Origin of the sequence: Streptomyces sp. NEAU-W12, assembly GCF_026242095.1 — a bacterium.
In the GTDB taxonomy this organism is placed as follows: Bacteria; Actinomycetota; Actinomycetes; order Streptomycetales; family Streptomycetaceae; genus Streptomyces.
The window spans coordinates 129,398-147,961 of sequence record NZ_JAPJDM010000009.1 but is presented as its reverse complement, the minus strand read 5'-3'; the positions used below and the strand labels follow the sequence as shown (position 1 = coordinate 147,961).

The following is an 18,564-nucleotide window of genomic DNA, read 5'->3' as shown; positions in this document are numbered from 1 at the left end:
CCATAAGCCCACGTCTACGCTGAAGCCCATGGACGCTCTCACCGGCCTGCTGGAAGGCCCCCGCGCCCGTGGTGCGTTCATGATCCGAGCCTGTTTCGACCCGCCCTGGTCGGTCCGGATCGAGGACCGCGCCCCGCTGACCGTCATGCTCCTCGTCCGCGGGGAGGCCTGGCTGGTGCCGGACCGCGGCGACCGGCGGCTGCTGCGTCCCGGCGACCTCGCCATCGCGCGCGGCCCCGACCCGTACACCTGCGCCGACGACCCCGGCACCCCGCCGCAGGCGCTGATCCTGCCGGGAGGGGAGTGCCACTACCCCGACGGACGACCCCTGAACGGTGTCATGGACCTCGGCGTCCGCACCTGGGGCGACCGGCCCGACGGCGCCGCGGTCATGCTCATCGGCACCTACCGGGTGCAGGGCGAGATCGGCGGCCGCCTGCTCGACGCGCTCCCGCCCCTGGTCTTCCTCACGGCCGACGACTGGGACTGCCCGCTCACCCCGATCCTCGCGGCGGAGATCGTGCGGGACGAACCCGGCCAGGAGGTCGTCCTCGACCGCCTGCTCGACCTGCTGGTCATCGCCGCGCTGCGGACCTGGTTCGCCCGCCCCGAGGCGGCACCGCCCGCCTGGTACGGGGCGCTGGGCGATCCCGTCGTCGGCCCGGTGCTGCGCCTCCTCCAGGACGACCCCGCCCACCCCTGGACGGTCGCCGGGCTCGCCGCGAAGGCCGGCGTCTCGCGCGCCGCGCTGGCCCGCCGCTTCGCGGAACGGGTCGGCGAGCCCCCGATGACGTACCTCACCGGCTGGCGCCTCGCCCTCGCCGCGGACCGCCTCCGCGACACCGACGACACCCTCGGCGCGATCGCCCGCCACGTCGGCTACGGCAGTGCCTTCGCCCTGTCGACGGCCTTCAAACGGGCGTACGGCGTCAGCCCGCAGGAGTGGCGGACGCGGGCCGCGTAGCCTGGGCGACGTGTACAGGGAACGGGCGTCACGGCTGCCGGACGCGGTCGTGTGGACCAACACCCCGGCCGGCGCGGGAGCGGGCCGGGTGCTCCCCGACGGCTGCATGGACCTGCTCTGGCACGACGGCCGCCTGCTGGTCGCGGGCCCCGACACCCACGCCCACCTGATCGAGACCGGCACGTCGGGCCCCTGGGCGGGCGTCCGCTTCCACCCCGGCACCCTCCCCGCCCTGTTGGGAGTGCCCGCGCACGAAGTGCGGGATCAGCGACCCGACCTGGCGGACCTGTGGCCGACAGCGGAGGCACGCCGAGCGACCACCCTGGTGAACGCGGCGGCCGACCCGGCGCGCGGCCTGGAGGACCTGGCCCTGAGGCGGGCGGCCGAGGCCGCCACCCTGCCCGACCCGGTGCTTCGACAGGTCGTGGCCGCCCTGGACGCGGGCCGTCCGGTCGCCGAAACCGCCGACGAACTCGGCCTGAGCGCACGCCAGCTGCACCGCCGCTCCCTGACGGCCTTCGGCTACGGCCCCAAAACACTGGCCCGCATCCTCCGCCTGACCCGAGCCCTCGCCCTGGCCCGCCGGGGCACCCCGTACGCGGAGACGGCCACCCGCACCGGCTACGCCGACCAGGCCCACCTCTGCCGCGACGTACGGGACTTGACGGGCCTGCCGCTGAGCAGACTCCTGGCGGCTCACGACGGGGGAGTGGTGTGAAAGCGGATCCCGGTCGTGGAGGGTCACGCCCTGTGGGGCGTGGTCATCCGACGAAGGGGCAGCGGGCCCGGCGTGAACCGCTCCGGGACCGGCGGAGGCTCTGACGCGTCACGTACGAGGACGGGCCCCGGGCGCCCGCGCGCGAGACGCAGGAGCGCCCGGGACCTGTCATACGCCCATGCCGTGGACGGCCGGGGCGTGGAGGCCCTCCGGGGCCGGAGCCGGGAACGGGGGCGGGGTCAGCCGCGCCGCCAGGTCTGGTTGGCGGTGCCGGTACAGGGCCACAGCTTGACCGGCGTGCCGTTGGCCTCCTTGCCCCACCACACGTCGGCGCACTTGTTTCCGGCCTTGAGCGACACCAGGTCCTCGGTGCCGTTGATCTTGAACTTCTGCCCGTCCGACCCGTCGCACCGCTGCAGCAGTATCGCCGTGCCCTCCTGCACCGACCCGCCGTCCAGCCCCATGCACAGGTCCTCGCCGATGCGCAGGGTGCGGTCGTCGTCGTGGAAGGACCAGACCTGGGTGCCCTGCGAGGCTCCGCAGGGCTGGATGACCAGCTGCGCCCCGGCTCCCCGGGAACTCGCGGTGAGGCACTTGCCGGTGTCGCCGTTGACGATCCGGGCGGTGGCGACGGAGACCGTCCGGTCCGTCTTCGTCTCGGTCCGCCGGGCCGGCTCCGCCGCCGCGTCCTCCGCCTTCCCCTCCCTCTTCTCCTTCGGCGAGGCGGCCTGCGGGCCTGCGCCGTCGGCGGGGTCGGAGTCGTCCGGGGGCGCCATGCCGTCGTCCTTCGCCTGCTTCCCGTCCTCCGCTTCCGTCCTGTGCTCCGCCGCCTTCCCGTGTTTCCCCTCGTCGCCGTCGCCGCCCTTCGACGAGCCGGCCGAAGCCTCGTCCTTCGGGGGCTCCGCGGCATAGACGTGCGGCGGTGGCTGTACCTCCTCCCCGTCGTGCAGCGCCTGGGAACCGGCAGCCACGGTGGCGTGGTCCTCGGGCTCTTCGTCCCAGTCGTTGCCGGCCATGACCAGCAGCGGTACGGCCATCAGGATCACCCCGGCGATTCCGGCGGCGGCCAGCACGGGGGCCTTCGGCCTCCCCGGCGCACCGTCACTGTCGCCCTCACCGTCGCCGCTTCCCCGCCGGGCTCCGCCGGACCGGCGGACGCCGCCGAGTACGGCAGCCAGTCCGGACTGGATGCCTCCGGCGGCGCCCGGTGACGCGGTGGGGACCTGCGTGGCGATGTCCGCCCCTGTCTCCGGCCGCTCCCGGCGCACCTCTCCCGGGTCTGCGGCCGTCTCCCGTTCCTCCGGCCCGTTCGCGGCGGCCTTCCGCTCCTCCGGCTCGGTCGTGGCCGCCTTCTGTTCCTCCGGCTCGTTCGCGGCCGGGACAGCCCCGGACTCGGCCGTGGCCGTGGCCGTGGCCGTGGCAGTGGCAGTGGCAGTGGAGGATGTCTCCGCCTTGCCCCGGCCGGTCTCGTCGGCTCTTCCGGCGTCTTCGGCCGTGACGGCGGTGACTGCGGTGGCGGCCGTGCTGCGGCGCGGAGCGGGCAGCACGGCCCGCTCCGCGTCGGCGCCCACCAAGGGCAGCACCACCGCACGGCGGACCGATGGCCCGCCGTCGGTGCCGGCCGGGCGGGCGGACGCGCCGCCGCCTGACCTGTTCTGGCGTGACATCGTTCGTTCTCCTCGGGTCTCACGGTTGTCTGCCGCGTAGCAGCCGCACGCTCGCGGTGCCCCGCAACCGGTGGGGCGGTGCGCCGCCATACTGCCTGACCGGTATGAACGGAACTCCGGAGAACGGACCTTGACCCGTCCGAGCACGAGCAGCTGACCATGTGCCGAGAGCCAAGGGTGGGTTCACCAGTAAGGATCTCGATGCACCGACCGGGGCGGACCGGGCCACGATGCGGCTGCGCTCACGCCCGGAGGCAACGGAGAAGGGGCTTGCCCGGCCGCCCGGCCCGTGCCACCCGGCAAGCCCGCACGTCTGAACGGAACGGCCGGCTCAGAAGACCAGTGGTGCGAACAGATCCACCCCGTTCCCGTCAGGGTCGAGGACGGTGGCGTACCGCTGTCCCCACACCGCGTCCCAGGGCTTGAGTGCGCTCCGGCAGCCGCTCGCCACCAGCTCCTCGTACAGGGAGTCCACTTCGGCGGGACTGTCGCACCGCAGGGCGAGCGATGCCCGCCCTGCGCCCGAGGGCGGCTCCCACCCGGCGTGGAACGACCGGACGACCTCCTCGGTGTCCATCAGCAACCGCAGCCCGCCCGGCAGTTCCGCCTCGGCGTGCCCCTGCTCCTCGGACCCCTCGGGAAACGCGAACCCGAGCCGCCGATAGAAGGCGACCGACGCGCCCATGTCGGAGACGACCAGCCCGACGGCATCAAATCGTGCACTCATGGGTTCACCGTAGAGGCGCCCCGGCTCCCCGGTCTTGAAGGAATCGGACGGGCCCGCGCGTGGGTCAGCCGCGCGGTGGTGCCGTGCTCGCGCGTTCCACCAGGCGGGTGGAGAGTTCGGTGCGGGTGCTTTCCGGGTGGTGACCGTCCATGATGCGGAGCAGCAGGTGCAGGGCCGTCGCCGCCATCTCGGACAGGGGCTGCCGGACGGTCGTCAGCGCGGGGGCGAGCCAGCGGGCCTCGGGGAGGTCGTCGAAGCCGATCACACTCATGTCGTCCGGCACGCGCAGGCCCCGTTCGGTCAGGGCCTCGTACGCGCCGAGCGCCATCCGGTCCGAGCAGACGAAGACGGCCGTGGGCGGCTCGGGCAGGTCGAGGAGTTCATGGGTACGGCAGCGGGCGGTGGCCTCGTCGAACCCGGCGTGGCGCACGTACTCCGTGCGCTGCCGAATCCCCGCCGCGGCGAGGGCCGAGCGGTAGCCGGCGACGCGGGCGCCGCTGGACAGGGTGTGCCGGTGACCCGCGACGACGGCGACGCGCTCGTGTCCGAGGGACAGTAAATGCTCGGTCGCCGTGACCCCGCCCTGCCAGTTCGCCGCGCCCACCGACACGATGCCGGGCGGGGGTTCGAGCACCGGGTCGATCATGACGAACGGGATGCGCTGCTGCTCCAGCCAGGCGTACTGGGACATGCCCAGCTCGGCCAGGTTGAACAGGACCCCCGACGATCCGCGGGCCACCAGCTTGTCCAGCCAGCCGCGCTCCGGGCGGCCGGAGTGGCCGCGGGCCGTCGCGGCCGACACCACGATCTCCAGCCCCGCGTCGTGCGCCGCCTCCTCCGCGCCGTGCAGGACCGCGCCGGTTCCCGAACTCCCCAGCGAGTCCACCACGAGGTCCACCATGCGCGGTGCCCTCGCCCCGTCGAACCGGGGTCTGCGCACATAGCCGAGCCGGTCCAGCGCCTCCGTGACCCGGCGCCGGGTCTCCGGGGCCACGTCCTCACGCCCGTTGACGACCTTGGACGCGGTCGGTACCGACACCCCCGCCTCGCGGGCCACGACCGCCAGCGTCGGTCCGGCCGCCATGCTCGCCCGTCCCGCACCTCCCGTACGGACCATCGGGACCCCACCTCTCCGGCCCCGCCGAGGGCCACCGCATAGAAAGCGCTTCCTACTGTAGATCCGGTGCAACCCGGCGGGAAGAACCCGCACACGGCCGACAGGCGCGGGTGTGAAGCGCTCTCCTGCGTCCCCGAGTCCGCCTGGCCCTTCGCCGCATCAGAACTTCGTCCACGGTGATCCGGCCCGGTCTCTCCGCAGGGCCGTGGCGGGGGCCGCAATGGCTCAGAATCCGGCCATCGACCTGTCGAGCACTCTTCCCACCGCGCCGTGGAGACTGCGTCGCGCGGTGTGTCCGGCTCTGCGGCGGAGGGCGAATCCCGAGAGGAGGGAGAGGACGAAGAGTCCGGCAGGCACCACGGTCACGGCCGGGTGGTGGAAGAAGTGGACGAAGCCTGCGATGCCCGTCCAGACCAGGAGCGGCAGGAGGGAGCCGAGGAGAACGATCCGGAACGTGAGCGGCGCCGCCCCGGCGGGCAGTACCTTTCCGTGCCAGACCTCGATGTGGTTTCTGGTCACGCAGTGTTCAGGACGCATGAAACCATCAGATCATCGCCAGGCGGTGGTGGAGACATACGGGATTGCCACGGCCACGGCCGTCCGGTTCGGTTCCGTCTTCGCGCGACCTCGGTTCTTTTCCGGTGATCTCACGAGGGAATGCGAAGCTTGGTCTCCCGTACGGGGCGTCGAAGAGGAGCGGGAAACCATGCGTGAGGTGAGCCGGGCCGATGTGGTGCTCTCCGGATACGGTCCGGTCGGCCAGGCCTTCGTCGAGCACCTGGTGCGGCAGGGAGAGGGGCTGGCCCGCCGGCACGGCGTACGGGTGGGCGTGGGTGCCGTCCGGGCGAGCTCCGCACAGTGCCGGCTCCGCGAGGGGGAGCCCGTGCCGCCCCGCTCGGAGTGGAGTCCGCCGGCCCCGCTGGAGGAGACGCTCGACCAAACCGCTGCCCGCGTGTTCGTCCAGGCGATCCCGTCCTCGCCCCACCTCCGGCGGCACGCCGCGGAGGAGGCCCTCGTCGCCCTGCGCAGAGGGGTTCATGTGGTCACGGCCACCAAGAGCCACCTGCTCAGCCACTGGCGGGACCTCGACGAAGCGGCCCGCGCGGCCGGCAGCATGATCAGGATCTCCGGGGCGACGGGAGCCGCTCTGCCGGCGGGGGACCTGGCCAGGACCTCGTTGCGCGGTCTGGGCTGCACGACGATTCGGGCCTGCCCGAACGGCACCGCCACGTTCGTCCTCGACCGCCTCGCCGAGGGCGACTCGCTGGGTGAGGCGGTCCGCGAGGCCCAGCGCCGGGGGACCGCGGAGGCGGACCCGTCGTCCGACCTGTCCGGCGAGGACGCCGCCACCAAGGTGCGGCTGCTGTCAGCGCTGGCCTGGGGGTGGGACCCGGCGTCCGTACAGGTGCGGGCGGAGCCGGTGGGCGAGGGAACTTCCCGGGCGGCGCTGGACGCGGTCTCCCGAGCGCGCCGCCTGCGGGCCGTGGCGAGCGCCTCCCTGGACGAGCCCCACCTCGTCCGTGTCCGACTGGAGGAGACGGAGCCCGGCGACCCCCTGTACGCGCTGGTCGGGCCGGAGAAGGCCGTGGTGTTCGGCTGCCCCGATGCCGGCGACGTCATCGTGAGCGGGGGACGCTCGAGCCCTCTGGGCGCCGCGCTGGCCCTGGTGAAGGACACCATCGAGGTCACGGCCCCCCGCACCGGGTTCCTCTGACATGTGGCACGCGGGGACCTGCTCTCCGGGACGGCGGGAACGGGGAAGGGGGGCGGGGGCCGGGGCGGTCAGCCCTTGACGGTCCTGGTCCCGACCCCCGGGATCCCCCTGTCCCACCAGTGTCCGTAGCGCCGGCAGAGGGCGCGACCACGGTCGGCGAGCAGCACGGACGACTTCTCCGCCTCCTCGGTCGGACCGTGCCGCGCGGCCTTGGTGAGTGGACGGAAGACGGTCGGTGCCGGCCCGCCGTCGGCCGCGCACGACACCCCGGCGACCCGGCTCTGCCCGCCGGGGGCTTCGCGTGCGCGGTCGGTCCGGCTCGGCCGCCTCAGTAGACGCTCAGGCCGTACGCCGACAGCCATTCGGTCACCGGCTGGTAGTAGGTGGCGCCTCCCGAGCTGCAGTTGCCGCTGCCGGCGACGATGATGCCGACAGCCGTGCCGCCCGAGAAAGCCGGACCGCCGGTGTCGCCGGGCTCGGAGCAGATGGTGGACCGGAACAGTCCGTACACGGTTCCCCCGCCGTAGTTGACGGTGACGTTCACGGCCTGGACGGTCCCGCAGCGGTATCCGGTGGTCCGCCCGACGTGGCAGATCGACTGCCCGACGACGGGATGCGCCGCGTGGGTGATGTCGCGGGTACCGGCGCCGGCACCCAGCGAGACCTCGCCCGGGTAGGCGACCGCCGTGTTGGTGTACCGGATGCTCGCGTAGTCGTTGCCCGGGAAACTCACTCCTGCGGTGACGCCGACGGCGACGGTCAGGGCGGCGTCGGCGTACCAGGTGCGGGCGCCCTGGGCGCACCGGCCCGAAACGAGCGCGTACAGCGTGGAGCCGGAGCGGGCGTTGAAGCCCACGGTGCAGCGGGCGCCGGTGCTGTAGAGGGTGTCGCCCCCGCGCACCGAGACGGCCGCCTGCCGCCCCGCCCGCTCCCCGGCATGGGCGGCCGATCCGGCGGCGGCGGACCAGCCGAGGAGCAGTACCAGTACGACGACGGCCCGGACGACGGTTCGCAGGGGTCTCTCGGAACGCGTGGGACTCACGGCGGCCTCCTTTGGCATGTGCCTGCCATTGTGTGCCTCCCGGACCCGGACGGTCAGGCCGAAAGCCGCCAACCCTGTGGACGAGCGCGAACGCCTCGGCGGTGGGCGCGTGCTTCTCGTGCAGCGCGCGGATCTCCTCGGGGGCCTGGAATCCTCGTCCCGGAATCCTGAGCGGTTACCGTTTCGTTCACTTGATCGAGCACTCCTTCACGTCGAGCGGCTTGATGTCGCCGGCCGTTCTGCTGCACAGGACCTCCGCCTCCGAGACACCGGCCGGGGTCCTGCGGACCCGCTTGACGAGGATGCTGTGGCCGTGCCGTGCGCCGTACAGGGGTGCGGTGGTGAAGTCGATCGTCCCGGTGGCCATCCTGTCGAGCTTGACGCTCCTGAGGTTGACCCAGGTCGCCGCGAGGCTCTGGGGCACGTCCTCACGGCTGGCCGCCCAGTACAGCGCACGCGCGGCGTCGTGGGAGAGGGCCATCTGACCGCTGGCGAAGTCGGGGGTGGCGTACGGGAGCCGGTCCTGCTCGATCCAGGGGAGGTGGCGGGCGGCGTCCTCGTAGAAGGCGGTGGCGGGCGCGGCGTCCTCCAGCCCGGTCAGGGCCGCGTGGTACAGCGTGATCCGCGGGGCCACGCCGTCGCTGCCGCCCGTGCCGGAGAACCTGGCCTTGCTCAGGTCGTCGCCCGTGAGGATCGAGATCTCCTTGTTCGCGCAGCCCGGCTGGGTGCTCAGCTGGGTCATCAGCGGTCCGACGTCCTCGACCCGTCCGGCGAAGTAGATCACCGAGGGGACGTTCTCCCCCTGGCATATGCGTTCCGCGTGCAGCCGCAGCTCGGGGTCGCCGTTCACCACCCGGTACTCCTGGGTGGGCAGCATCCGGAAGCGTTCCCGCTTCAGCATCTCCTCGCCGTAGGCGGCCTGTTCGCTGGTGTAACGGTCCTGCGAGCCCTTGAGGTCGCGGGCCAGCACCAGGGCGTACGTGGCCCTGCCGGGGGTGCGCAGCTGCCGGGCGACGTGACCGAGGGCCTCTGCCTGGTGCTCGTCGGGAGCCGCGAGACTGAACCAGTTGGAGAACTCCTCCGGAAGGTAGCTCGCCGAGTTGGTGCCGGAGACGATGGGCACTTCCGCCTTGTGGAGCCGGTCCGTGACCCCGGGGCTGCTTTGCAGGTCACGGCCGAAGCCGACGACGCCGACGAAGGTCGGGTCGCGTTCGGCGTACGCGGCGATCGCCTCGGCCGTCTCACTCTGGTGTCCCATGTCCGCGCCGCCGTTGGCGAGCAGGACCCGCATCTTCACCGTGTGGTTCTCGTTGACGACACGCTGGGCGAGGTACACGCCGGTCAGCTCCTCGACGCCCTTGACCGGTGAGGGGTTCAGCTTGGAGGAGCTCAGTGGTCCCGCGTACACCACCGTGACGTACGTGCCGGAGTGGCTGCGCAGCACCCTGGCGTTCTCGTCATGGATCCGGTTCTCCAGGTCGCGCAGTCTTCCGCCCTGCTCGTCGGCCTCCTCGTCGCCCGTGTCCCGGAGGTACGCGCCGAACCGGACGTCCCCGGTGGCCAGCCCGATGCACTCCGTGCCGTCGCCGGGCGCGGAATGCCGTTCGGTGTCGCGGTTGGCGGTCAGCAGGTCCGCCGAGCAGTACGTCCGGTGCAGTTCGTAGGAGTGGACACCGCCCGCCGTGCAGGCGAGGACGACGGCGAGGGCGAGGCTGTACGCCGACCACACCACGCGGACCAGCGGCAGGCGGTGGCGGGCCCTGACGCAGCGCCGGTCCGTCTCCCGCACCTGCACCAGCTCCTCGCGGGGCAGAGGAATCCTGAGCACCCAGGGCAGGGCGTTCGTCCTGCTCGGAGACTGGTCGGCCCTGAGGTTGCCGGCCCATTCGTCGTACCAGTTCCGCAGCCGCTGCTGGAGCCGGGAGGGCTGGTACCGGGACGGCTGCGGGGGTGCCTGCGGGCTTCCGTCCGCGCCGCGGTCGAGCAACGGCGCGTCGTCCGCCGCCACGCCCGCCACGATCAGCAGCGGGTCGAGTTCGCTGCGCCGGCTGCGGACGTCGCTGACCGCCCTGATCAGTTCGATGCCGCCGTTCTCCAGTGCCGTCCGGCGCAGGAACAGCACCGGCGGACGTGTCCGCTTGAACCCCCGCAGGTCCCAGCTGCCGCGCCGGTGGTTGTTCCGCAGGTCCTCGAGGAGCGCCAGCACGTACAGCTGGAGGGGGAACTGGCCGCCCTCCCGCAGGGCCTCGGCCACGTCGTAGGCGCGGGCCGCGATGGCCCTCCAGGAGCGGACGGGCCGCAGCAGCCGCACACTGGTCGACTGGTGGCGGGCGGCGGACTGGAGGAACGTCGTGGTCAGGAACCACCGGCTCTCCCTGCGTAACCACAGGAAGAGAGGGGCGCGGCCGGGGACGTGGTTCAGGACGGCGAGCAGGACCATCAGCCCGATGCCCGCCAGGACCGCGATGTACCACTCGGGGCGGGTGAGCAGCGCGGTGAAGGCGCCCAGGACGCCCATGGGGAGGAACTGCTGCACGTCGGTGAGCAGTATCTGCCGGCGCGGGGGTTTGCGGGGGCGCCAGTGCTGCCGGGCCAGGAGGCGCAGCAGCTGGGTCCGGGCCTGCTCCCGCTGGGTGTTCCCCTCCGGAGTACCGGTGGGGGAGGTCGGCCAGTGCGGGCTCATCTCCGGATCGTCGGTGACCTCCTGGAGGGCACGCACGAGGCCGAGGCGGGGGAAGGAGTAGGGCCGGTAGGCGGCGGACCGGTCGCCCCACTTCCCGGAGTCGCCGAGATCGCGCAGGAGGTGCGTGGCCCGCTTCATGGCCCGCCTCGTGGCGTCGTCCCCGTGCCCGTCCCCGTGCCCGTCCCCGTCCGGTTGCGGCTCGGTCGAGGCGACCGCCAGACGCGTGCCGTGCTGCTGCTGTCCCTCGCGCAGTTCGTCGATGAGGTCGGTGACCCGGCCGTCGTCGGCGGGATCCTCGGCATGCAGCACGATCACCGGCATCGGCGGGTCGCCCGCCCGGAAGTCCTGGATCAGGGACTCCAGTTGGCGTTGGACGTCGATTCCCGCCTCGGTCGACATGCCCAGGTGTCCGCCCGGACAGTCCTGAGGGAAGTTCTGATCACGGCCGTGCACGGACACCCCCCGGTGGTCGTACGACACATGTGTCGCAAGCGCCCGGTGAGGATAACGCTTGCCCCTGACAACCGCTCCCGGTAGGACGACGATCAGTCGGCCGCGGCGGAGACGGAGACGAGGCGCGGGGCGGGCGAAGGACAGCGGGCGGCAGCGGGCGGGGCGGGGGAGCGGGGCCCGGGAAGGCCGTCCGGTGCGCGTTCGCTAGGCCGGCCGCCGTAGCGTCGCGGCGATCGCCGAGACCGTCTTCGGGCCCACCCGGCAGCACCCTCCGATCAGCCGGGCCCCGGACTCCCGCCACCCCGTGACCTGCTCGGCGGTGAACGTGGCGTGCCCCCTCCACGCGCGCGCCCCGGCGTCCCAGGTCTCGCCGCTGTTGGGGTAGACCACGACCGGTTTGCCGGTGACGCGGGCCGCGAGGGCGACCGCGTGGTCGGCGTCCTCGGGGGTGCAGCAGTTCACGCCGACCGCGACGACCTCGTCCACGTCGGCGGCGAGCGCGAAGGCGTCCTCCAGGGGCTGGCCCGCGCGGGTGCGGTCGCCCGTCGCCGAGTACGACAGCCAGGCCGGGACGCCGAGGCCGGGCAGGACGCGGAGGAGGGCCTCGGCCTCGTCGGTGTCCGGGATCGTCTCCAGGGCGAGGACGTCGGGCTCCGCGGCGGCCAGGGCCTCCATGCGCGGGCGGTGGAAGCGCTCCAGCCCGGCCACACTCAGCCCGTACCGGCCCCGGTACTCGGAGCCGTCGGCGAGCATCGCGCCGTACGGGCCGACGGAGGCCGCCACCCACAGGGGGCGGGAGACCCGCGCCCGCCGGGCCGCCTCGCGGGCCGACCCGACGCTCAGGGCCAGGAGGGCGGTGGCCCGGCCGTGGTCGATGCCGCGTCGCGCGAAACCCTCGAACGTGGCCTGGTAGCTGGCGGTGATCGCCACGTCCGCGCCCGCCTCGAAGTAGGCGAGGTGCGCCTCGGTGATCGCCCCGGCGTCCTCGGCGAGCAGGCGCGCCGACCACAGCTCGTCGCTCAGGTCGTGCCCGGCCGCCGCCAGCTGGTTGGACATGCCGCCGTCGAGAACGGCTGTGCCGACGGCGAGAAGGCCGGCCAGGGCGGGGGCGGGGGCGGGGGTGGTGTGCATACCGTCGACGGTAGCCGAACCGTGAGGGGCGAGCCGGGCACGGGCGGGCGTCCCGGGCGGCTCCCCGGCAGGGGACCGCGTCGCAGCCGACCGCGTCGCACGCCGGGCGGGATTCCGAGAACCCGGGCACGGCCCCTCAGTGCTCCCGGCGGGCGTTGAGCCGGGCGGCCCGGCGGGTCAGGTGGTCGCGCTCGGCGAGGTCGGACGCCTTCCGGGCCGCCTCGGCGTACAGACGTGCCGCCGTCACCGGGTCGCCGTCGCGCTCGTGGAGGTACGCCGCCACCGCGGTGTGGCGGGGCAGCGAGCCGTCCAGTGCGGCGAGCGCCGCCAGGCCGGCGCGCGGCCCGTCGGCCTCGCCGACGGCCACCGCGCGGTTGAGCCGGACGACCGGGCTGTCGGTCAGGCGCGTGAGCTCGTCGTACCACTCGACGATCTGCACCCAGTCGGTCTCCCCTGCGGTGGGCGCGTCGGCGTGGAGTGCCGCGACGGCGGCCTGGGCCTGGAACTCGCCCAGTCGGTCGCGGGCGAGGGCCGCCTGCAGGATCCCGACCCCCTCGGCGATCGTCGCGGTGTCCCACCGGCCGCGGTCCTGCTCGGCGAGCGGCACCAGGCTGCCGTCGGGCGCGGTCCGGGCGGCGCGCCGCGCGTGGTGGAGCAGCATGAGGGCGAGCAGCCCCGCCACCTCGGGGTGGTCGATCGCGGCCGCGAGCTGCCGGGTGAGCCGGATGGCCTCGGCGGCGAGGTCGACGTCGCCGGAGTAGCCCTCGTTGAAGACCAGGTAGAGGACGCGCAGCACGGTGGCGACGTCGCCGGGCCGCTCGAACCGCGCGCCGGAGACGGTGCGCTTGGCCCGGCTGATCCTCTGCGCCATGGTCGCCTCGGGCACCAGGTAGGCCTGGGCGATCTGGCGGGTGGTGAGCCCGCCGACGGCGCGCAGCGTGAGCGCGACCGCGGACGACGGCGTCAGCGACGGGTGGGCGCACAGGAAGTAGAGCCGGAGCGTGTCGTCCACCGCGGGCGCGGGCCCGGGGGCCGGTTCCTCGCCGACGCGGTCCTCACGCCGGCGGCGGGCGGTGTCCGCCCGGGTCGTGTCGAGGAACCGGCGCCAGGCCACGGTGACCAGCCAGCCCTTGGCGTCCCGCGGAGGGTCGGCCGGCCAGACCCGGACCGCCTCGACCAGCGCGTCCTGGACGGCGTCCTCGGCCGCCGCGAAGTCGGCTCCGCGGCGGACGAGGATCGCGAGCACGCCCGGTGTGAGGCTCCGGAGGAGGAGATCGTTCACCTCGGAGGTCATCGCCTCGCCGTTTCCGTCGTCATTCCGTGATGGTGGGCGGCGCGGCCAGGAACGGGCGCACCTCGAGCCACTCGTGGATCGGCTTCCCGCCCGCCCCGGGGGCGGCCGACAGTTCCCCGGCCAGCTCGACGGCGCGCTCGTGGCTGTCGACGTCGATCACCATCCAGCCGGCGATGAGGTCCTTGGTCTCGGCGAACGGGCCGTCGGTGACCGGCGGGCGGCCCTCGCCGTCGTACCGGACGAACGTCCCCTCGGGGGAGAGTGCCTGACCGTCGACGAACTCGCCGGTTCCCTCGAGCCGGGCGGCGAAGTCGTTCATGTACTGGATGTGGGCGGAGATCTCCTCAGGCGTCCACTGGTCCATGGGCACGTCGTTGACCGCGGCCGGGGCGCCGCGGTAGTGCTTCAGCAGCAGGTACTTGGTCATGGTGCTTCTCCTCGGAGCCGTGCGACCCATTCTGGTCGCGTTCACTGCGGGGACGGAGCCGGCCACGGGTTCTCGACATCGGCACCCGGAAATCTTTCGTTCCCGCGGACGCACCGCTTCGGCTCGTCCGAACCGTTGACCCACACATGACAAGCGCTTACCTTTTCGACGTCCGATGTTCGTCATGTCAGATGACTTTCGGTATGCCGAACAGAAGGAACGAGCCGAACAGCCCGTGCACGGACCACCTCCCCTCCCCGAGAGGCAGACCGCATGAGCCGCGCCGACGACCTGCCCCACCCCCACCCCCACCCCCACCTCCCCGAGCCGTCACCCGCTCCGTCGCCCACGCCCGCCCGCAGGCTGCTGCTGAAGAGTGCCCTCGCGGCAGGCGCCCTGGCCGCCACCACCCCCGCGGTGGCCCACGCCGCCCCCTCGGCCCCCGCCGGCCGGCCGGTGGCGGCGGCCCCCTACGCCAACCCCCTCGTGCGCCACCGTGCCGACCCGCACATCACCCGTCACACCGACGGCTTCTACTACTTCACCGCCACCGCCCCCGAGTACGACCGGATCATCCTGCGCCGCTCCCGCACGCTGGCCGGGCTCGGGAACGCCGCCGAGTCCGTGATCTGGCGGGCGCACCCCACCGGTGACATGGGCGCCCACATCTGGGCGCCGGAGATGCACCGCGTCGCCGGCAAGTGGTACGTCTACTTCGCCGCCGCGCCCGCCGAGGACGTGTGGGCCATCCGCATCTGGGTACTGGAGAACGCCCACCCCAACCCCTTCCGGGGCACCTGGGTCGAGAGAGGGCGGATCAGGACCGCGTGGGAGACCTTCTCCCTGGACGCCACCACCTTCACCCACCGAGGCACCCGCTACCTCTCCTGGGCCCAGCACGAGCCCGGCATGGACAACAACACCGCGATCTGGCTCTCCGAGATGTCCGACCCGTGGACCCTGACGGGACCCCAGGTACGGCTGTCCACACCGGAGTACGCCTGGGAACGCATCGGCTACAAGGTCAACGAGGGACCGTACGTGATCCAGCGCAACGGCCGGGTCTTCATGACGTACTCCGCCAGCGCCACCGACGCCAACTACTGCATGGGCCTGCTCACCGCCCCCGACGACAGCGACCTCATGGACACCGCGAGCTGGTCCAAGTCGCCCGTCCCCGTCTTCACCAGCAACGACACGACCCGGCAGTACGGTCCCGGGCACAGCTGCTTCACCGTCGCCGAGGACGGCCGCACCGACGTCCTCGTCTACCACGCCCGCCAGTACAAGGAGATCGACGGAGACCCGCTCGACGACCCGAACCGCCACACCCGCGTCCAGGTCCTCGGCTGGAAGCCGGACGGCACCCCGGACTTCGGTGTCCCCGTCGCCGACGGGACCGCGGCGGCCAGGGGCACGGGGGTGTGACATGAGACGCCTGTACGCGGTGGTGCTCACCTTCTGCCTCGCCCTCGCCGGGCCCGCGCAGGCCGCACCGCAGACGATCGGCAACGGCGTCCAGTTCACCGACACCACCGGAAACCCCGTGCACGCCCACGGCGGCGGGATCATCAAGGTCGGCGCGTACTACTACTGGTTCGGCGAGCACCGGGGCGACGACAACACCTTCCGGTACGTCGACGCCTACCGCTCCACCGACCTGAAGAACTGGGAGTTCCGCAACCACGTCCTCACCGAGGCCAGTGACCCGGAGCTGGCCACCGCGAACATCGAACGGCCCAAGGTCATGTACAACGCGGCCACCGGGAAGTTCGTGATGTGGATGCACAAGGAGAACGGCTCCGACTACAGCGAGGCCCGCGCCGCCGTCGCCGTCTCCGACACCGTGGACGGCGACTACGAGTGGCGGGGCAGCTTCCGCCCGCTGGGGCAGCACATGTCCCGCGACCTCACCGTCTTCACCGACACCGACGGCACCGGTTACCTGGTCTCGGCCGCCCGCGAGAACTACGACCTGCACGTCTACCGGCTCACCGCCGACCACACCGGCATCGCGGGCCTGGTCGCCAACCCGTGGCCCGGCGGCCACCGCGAGGCGCCCGCCCTGTTCGAGCGGGGCGGCGTGTACTTCATGCTGACGTCCGGCGCCACCGGCTGGAACCCCAACCAGCAGCAGTACGCCACCGCCACCAGCATCACCGGCCCCTGGTCGGCGATGCGCGACGTGGGGGACGCGACCGCCTACGGGTCGCAGACCGCGTTCGTCCTGCCGGTACAGGGGTCCTCGGGCACGTCCTACCTGTATCTCGGGGACCGCTGGGGCAACTCCTTCGGCGGCAGGGTCAACGACTCCCGGTACGTGTGGCTGCCGCTGACCTTCCCGTCCTCCACCTCGATGTCCCTGTCCTGGTCGCCCGAGATCACCGTCGACACCGCCGCCGGGACGGTCGGCGCCACCTCCGCCACCTACCACACGCTCACCGCCCGGCACAGCGGGAAGTGCGCCGACATCACGAGCCGGTCGCTGTGGCAGGGCGCCCAGCTCAAGCAGTACGACTGCAACGGCGGCGGCAACCAGCGGTTCTGGTTCAAGCCGGTCGGCAACGGCTACCACCGACTCGTCGTGCGCAACAGCTCGTTGTGCCTCCAGGAGAACGCGAGCACCGTCACGCAGGAGAACTGCTCCGCCTCCGCCGCGGCCACCGCCCAGCAGTGGTCGGTGGCCGCCACCGGCTCCCACGTGACCCTCACGTCCCGTGCGACCGGCGAATGCCTCGACGTGTCCGGCGGTGCGACCGCCAACTCGGCCGCCCTCATCACGTACACCTGCAACGGAGGGAGCAACCAGCAGTGGACGCGCGGAACATGAGGACGCGCCGGAGACGGACGGCCCAAACCGTCGTCGCGGGAGCCGCGGCGGCCGCGACGGTCGTCGGCGGGCTCGGGCTGTCGTCCGCCCCGGCCGCCGCCCGGACGCGGGACCACCGGCCGGCCCTCGGCATGGAGAACTGCACCGCCACCGCCTGCCACTTCGACCTCCCGCCCGGCACCTACGACGTACACGTCCGTCTCGGCGGAGAGAGCGCCTCCCGTACCGCCATCGGCGGCGAGACCCGGCGCACGCTGCTCGCGGAGACCGCCGCAGGGGCCGGGCAGCGGGTCGGCCGCAGTTTCACCGTCGACGTCCGCACGCCCGAGGGAGAGCCCACCGGGCCCGACGGCAGCCCCGGGCTCGACCTCACCATCGGCGGCGCCGCCCCCGCGCTCGCGGACATCCGGGTCACCCCGGCCGCCGGCCGGCACACCCGGCAGATCCTCCTGGTCGGCGACTCCACCGTCTGCGACCAGCCCGGCGACCCGTACTCCGGCTGGGGCCAGCACCTTCCGCAGTACCTGCGCAAGGGCGTCTCCGTCGCCAACCACGCGGACTCCGGCGAGAGTACGGTCAGTTACCTGGGGAACCCGCGGCTGTGGGACACCGTCCGGTCGTCGGTCCGGCCCGGTGACCTCGTCCTCATCCAGCTCGCCCACAACGACAAGACCACCGACGAGGCGACCTACCGGGCCAACCTCGAGACCATGGTGGCGGGCGTGCGGGCCGAGGGCGGCGAACCGGTCCTCGTGACGCCCGTCGTACGGCGCTGGTTCAACGCCGACGGAACCCTGGACAACGACACCGCCCTGCTGGTCAACGGGCTCGGCGTCGACCACCCGGCGGTCGTCCGCGCCGTCGCCTCGGCGGCCGGCGTCCCGCTGATCGACCTCACCGCCAGGACCAGGGCGCTGGTGGAATCCCTCGGCCCGGAGGGCTCCAAGGCGCTCTACCTCTACGACGAGAAACGCGACAACACCCACACCTCCCCTCACGGAGCCACACGGTTCGCGGCCCTGGTCCGCGACGCACTCGTCCTCGGGCGTCTGGTGCCCGAAGGCCGGGTCAGGAGGGGATGAAGCCCCTGCGGCACCCCGACCGGAACCGGGGTGCCGCAGGCCCGCCTCGCGCCTGCCCCCGCCCGGCGCAGGCGGCCGCGCCGTCCGGCAGCTCCCGCCAGGACTCCTCCGGGCCGTCCTGCCGGGCCCCTCCAGCGAGCCCCGGCACAGCAGGGCGCGCACCACCCAGGACGCGGTGAAGTGCCGCACGTTCAGCACCTCGTGGCGCGCCGGGTCGTCGGGGCGGGGACGGCGTACCTCCTCGCGGCCGTTCTCCAGGTCCCGGCAGACGTGGTGGGGTGCGTCGGGGCAGGACAGCAGCCGGCGCACGCCGTCCTCACGGACGGCCCGCACCGCCGGGCTCTCGCCCAGGACGCGTGCCGCACGGTCGAGCGCGAGCACCGCCTGGGCGGTGTGCACGGGGGGCGGGGGGCCGTACGGCGGGTCGAGCCGGTACCCCCGGCAGCGCAGGTGCTCCCGGTGCGGATCGCTCACCGCCCCGTCGACGAGAGCCTCCCGCAGGACCGGCAGGGCCTCGCAGCCGGGCGCGGCGCGCAGCAGCCCGCGCAGCACCGTCGTCCTCACGTGGGTCGACCCGCGGCCCGCGCGGTCGGCGTCACGGGTGAAGGACGCCGTGCAGAGGCCCCCCTCGCGCGCCAGACGCCCGTCCCGGGACGCCCCCGCGCGGGCGAGCGCGCCCGGGCGGGCACCTCCGGCGCGGAGCGACACGCCCGTG

General features: G+C 73.2%; 15 protein-coding genes and 1 pseudogene. 6 read left to right on the top strand and 10 right to left on the bottom strand.

Annotation, left to right across the window (positions count from 1 at the left end):
- Positions 1-28 precede the first annotated feature (28 nt).
- Positions 29-964, top strand: a complete 936-nt coding sequence (locus ORI94_RS13465; RefSeq protein ID WP_266074855.1) for an AraC family transcriptional regulator — start codon at positions 29-31, stop codon at positions 962-964.
- Between the two features lie 10 nt (positions 965-974).
- A complete protein-coding gene (locus ORI94_RS13460) occupies positions 975-1,682 on the top strand; it encodes a helix-turn-helix domain-containing protein (RefSeq protein ID WP_266074853.1) in 708 nt (235 codons plus the stop codon).
- Between the two features lie 239 nt (positions 1,683-1,921).
- Here the strand turns inward: ORI94_RS13460 and ORI94_RS13455 are convergent, their stop codons facing one another.
- The 4 genes from ORI94_RS13455 to ORI94_RS13440 form a co-directional block, all read right to left on the bottom strand.
- Positions 1,922-3,349, bottom strand: coding sequence for a ricin-type beta-trefoil lectin domain protein (locus tag ORI94_RS13455; protein ID WP_266074851.1), 1,428 nt, complete (start codon positions 3,347-3,349; stop codon positions 1,922-1,924).
- 331 nt (positions 3,350-3,680) lie between these two features.
- Positions 3,681-4,076, bottom strand: coding sequence for a VOC family protein (locus ORI94_RS13450; protein WP_266074849.1), 396 nt, complete (start codon positions 4,074-4,076; stop codon positions 3,681-3,683).
- 64 nt (positions 4,077-4,140) lie between these two features.
- Positions 4,141-5,193, bottom strand: a complete 1,053-nt coding sequence (locus tag ORI94_RS13445) for a LacI family DNA-binding transcriptional regulator (protein WP_266074846.1) — start codon at positions 5,191-5,193, stop codon at positions 4,141-4,143.
- 225 nt (positions 5,194-5,418) lie between these two features.
- Entirely contained in the window at positions 5,419-5,712 is a 294-nt protein-coding gene (locus ORI94_RS13440; RefSeq protein ID WP_266074844.1) for a hypothetical protein, read from the bottom strand.
- Positions 5,713-5,899: 187 nt separating this feature from the next.
- Here ORI94_RS13440 and ORI94_RS13435 point away from each other — a divergent pair, with 187 nt between their 5' ends.
- Positions 5,900-6,907, top strand: coding sequence for a homoserine dehydrogenase (locus ORI94_RS13435; RefSeq protein WP_266074842.1), 1,008 nt, complete (start codon positions 5,900-5,902; stop codon positions 6,905-6,907).
- A 328-nt stretch (positions 6,908-7,235) separates the two neighbouring features.
- Here the strand turns inward: ORI94_RS13435 and ORI94_RS13430 are convergent, their stop codons facing one another.
- The 6 genes and pseudogenes from ORI94_RS13430 to ORI94_RS13410 all read right to left on the bottom strand — a co-directional run bounded on the left by ORI94_RS13430 (position 7,236) and on the right by ORI94_RS13410 (position 13,937).
- Complete coding sequence (locus tag ORI94_RS13430; RefSeq protein ID WP_266074840.1) at positions 7,236-7,949, bottom strand: S1 family peptidase; 714 nt, start codon at positions 7,947-7,949, stop codon at positions 7,236-7,238.
- 76 nt (positions 7,950-8,025) lie between these two features.
- A pseudogene (locus ORI94_RS35325) lies at positions 8,026-8,115 on the bottom strand (phosphohydrolase); the annotation flags it as partial.
- Between the two features lie 21 nt (positions 8,116-8,136).
- Positions 8,137-11,031, bottom strand: coding sequence for an ABC transporter substrate-binding protein (locus ORI94_RS13425; protein WP_266074838.1), 2,895 nt, complete (start codon positions 11,029-11,031; stop codon positions 8,137-8,139).
- A gap of 258 nt (positions 11,032-11,289) precedes the next feature.
- Positions 11,290-12,216, bottom strand: coding sequence for a homocysteine S-methyltransferase (mmuM, locus tag ORI94_RS13420; protein WP_266074836.1), 927 nt, complete (start codon positions 12,214-12,216; stop codon positions 11,290-11,292).
- A 136-nt stretch (positions 12,217-12,352) separates the two neighbouring features.
- On the bottom strand, positions 12,353-13,498 hold the full coding sequence (locus tag ORI94_RS13415) for an RNA polymerase sigma factor (RefSeq protein ID WP_266075058.1): 1,146 nt from the start codon (positions 13,496-13,498) through the stop codon (positions 12,353-12,355).
- A gap of 31 nt (positions 13,499-13,529) precedes the next feature.
- Positions 13,530-13,937 carry a YciI family protein gene (locus ORI94_RS13410; RefSeq protein WP_266074834.1) on the bottom strand — a complete coding sequence of 136 codons (408 nt, stop codon included), beginning with the start codon at positions 13,935-13,937 and terminating at the stop codon, positions 13,530-13,532.
- A 273-nt stretch (positions 13,938-14,210) separates the two neighbouring features.
- Here ORI94_RS13410 and ORI94_RS13405 point away from each other — a divergent pair, with 273 nt between their 5' ends.
- From ORI94_RS13405 to ORI94_RS13395, 3 genes are read left to right on the top strand one after another with little or no spacing between them, the layout of a single operon-like run.
- Positions 14,211-15,365, top strand: a complete 1,155-nt coding sequence (locus ORI94_RS13405) for a glycoside hydrolase family 43 protein (protein ID WP_266074832.1) — start codon at positions 14,211-14,213, stop codon at positions 15,363-15,365.
- A 1-nt stretch (position 15,366) separates the two neighbouring features.
- The gene (locus ORI94_RS13400; protein WP_266074830.1) at positions 15,367-16,767 is read left to right on the top strand and encodes an RICIN domain-containing protein; all 1,401 of its coding nucleotides are present in this window, start codon (positions 15,367-15,369) and stop codon (positions 16,765-16,767) included.
- The gene (locus tag ORI94_RS13395; protein ID WP_266074828.1) at positions 16,764-17,849 is read left to right on the top strand and encodes a rhamnogalacturonan acetylesterase; all 1,086 of its coding nucleotides are present in this window, start codon (positions 16,764-16,766) and stop codon (positions 17,847-17,849) included. The genes ORI94_RS13400 and ORI94_RS13395 overlap by 4 nt, the downstream gene beginning before the upstream one ends.
- Positions 17,850-18,564: the final 715 nt, after the last annotated feature.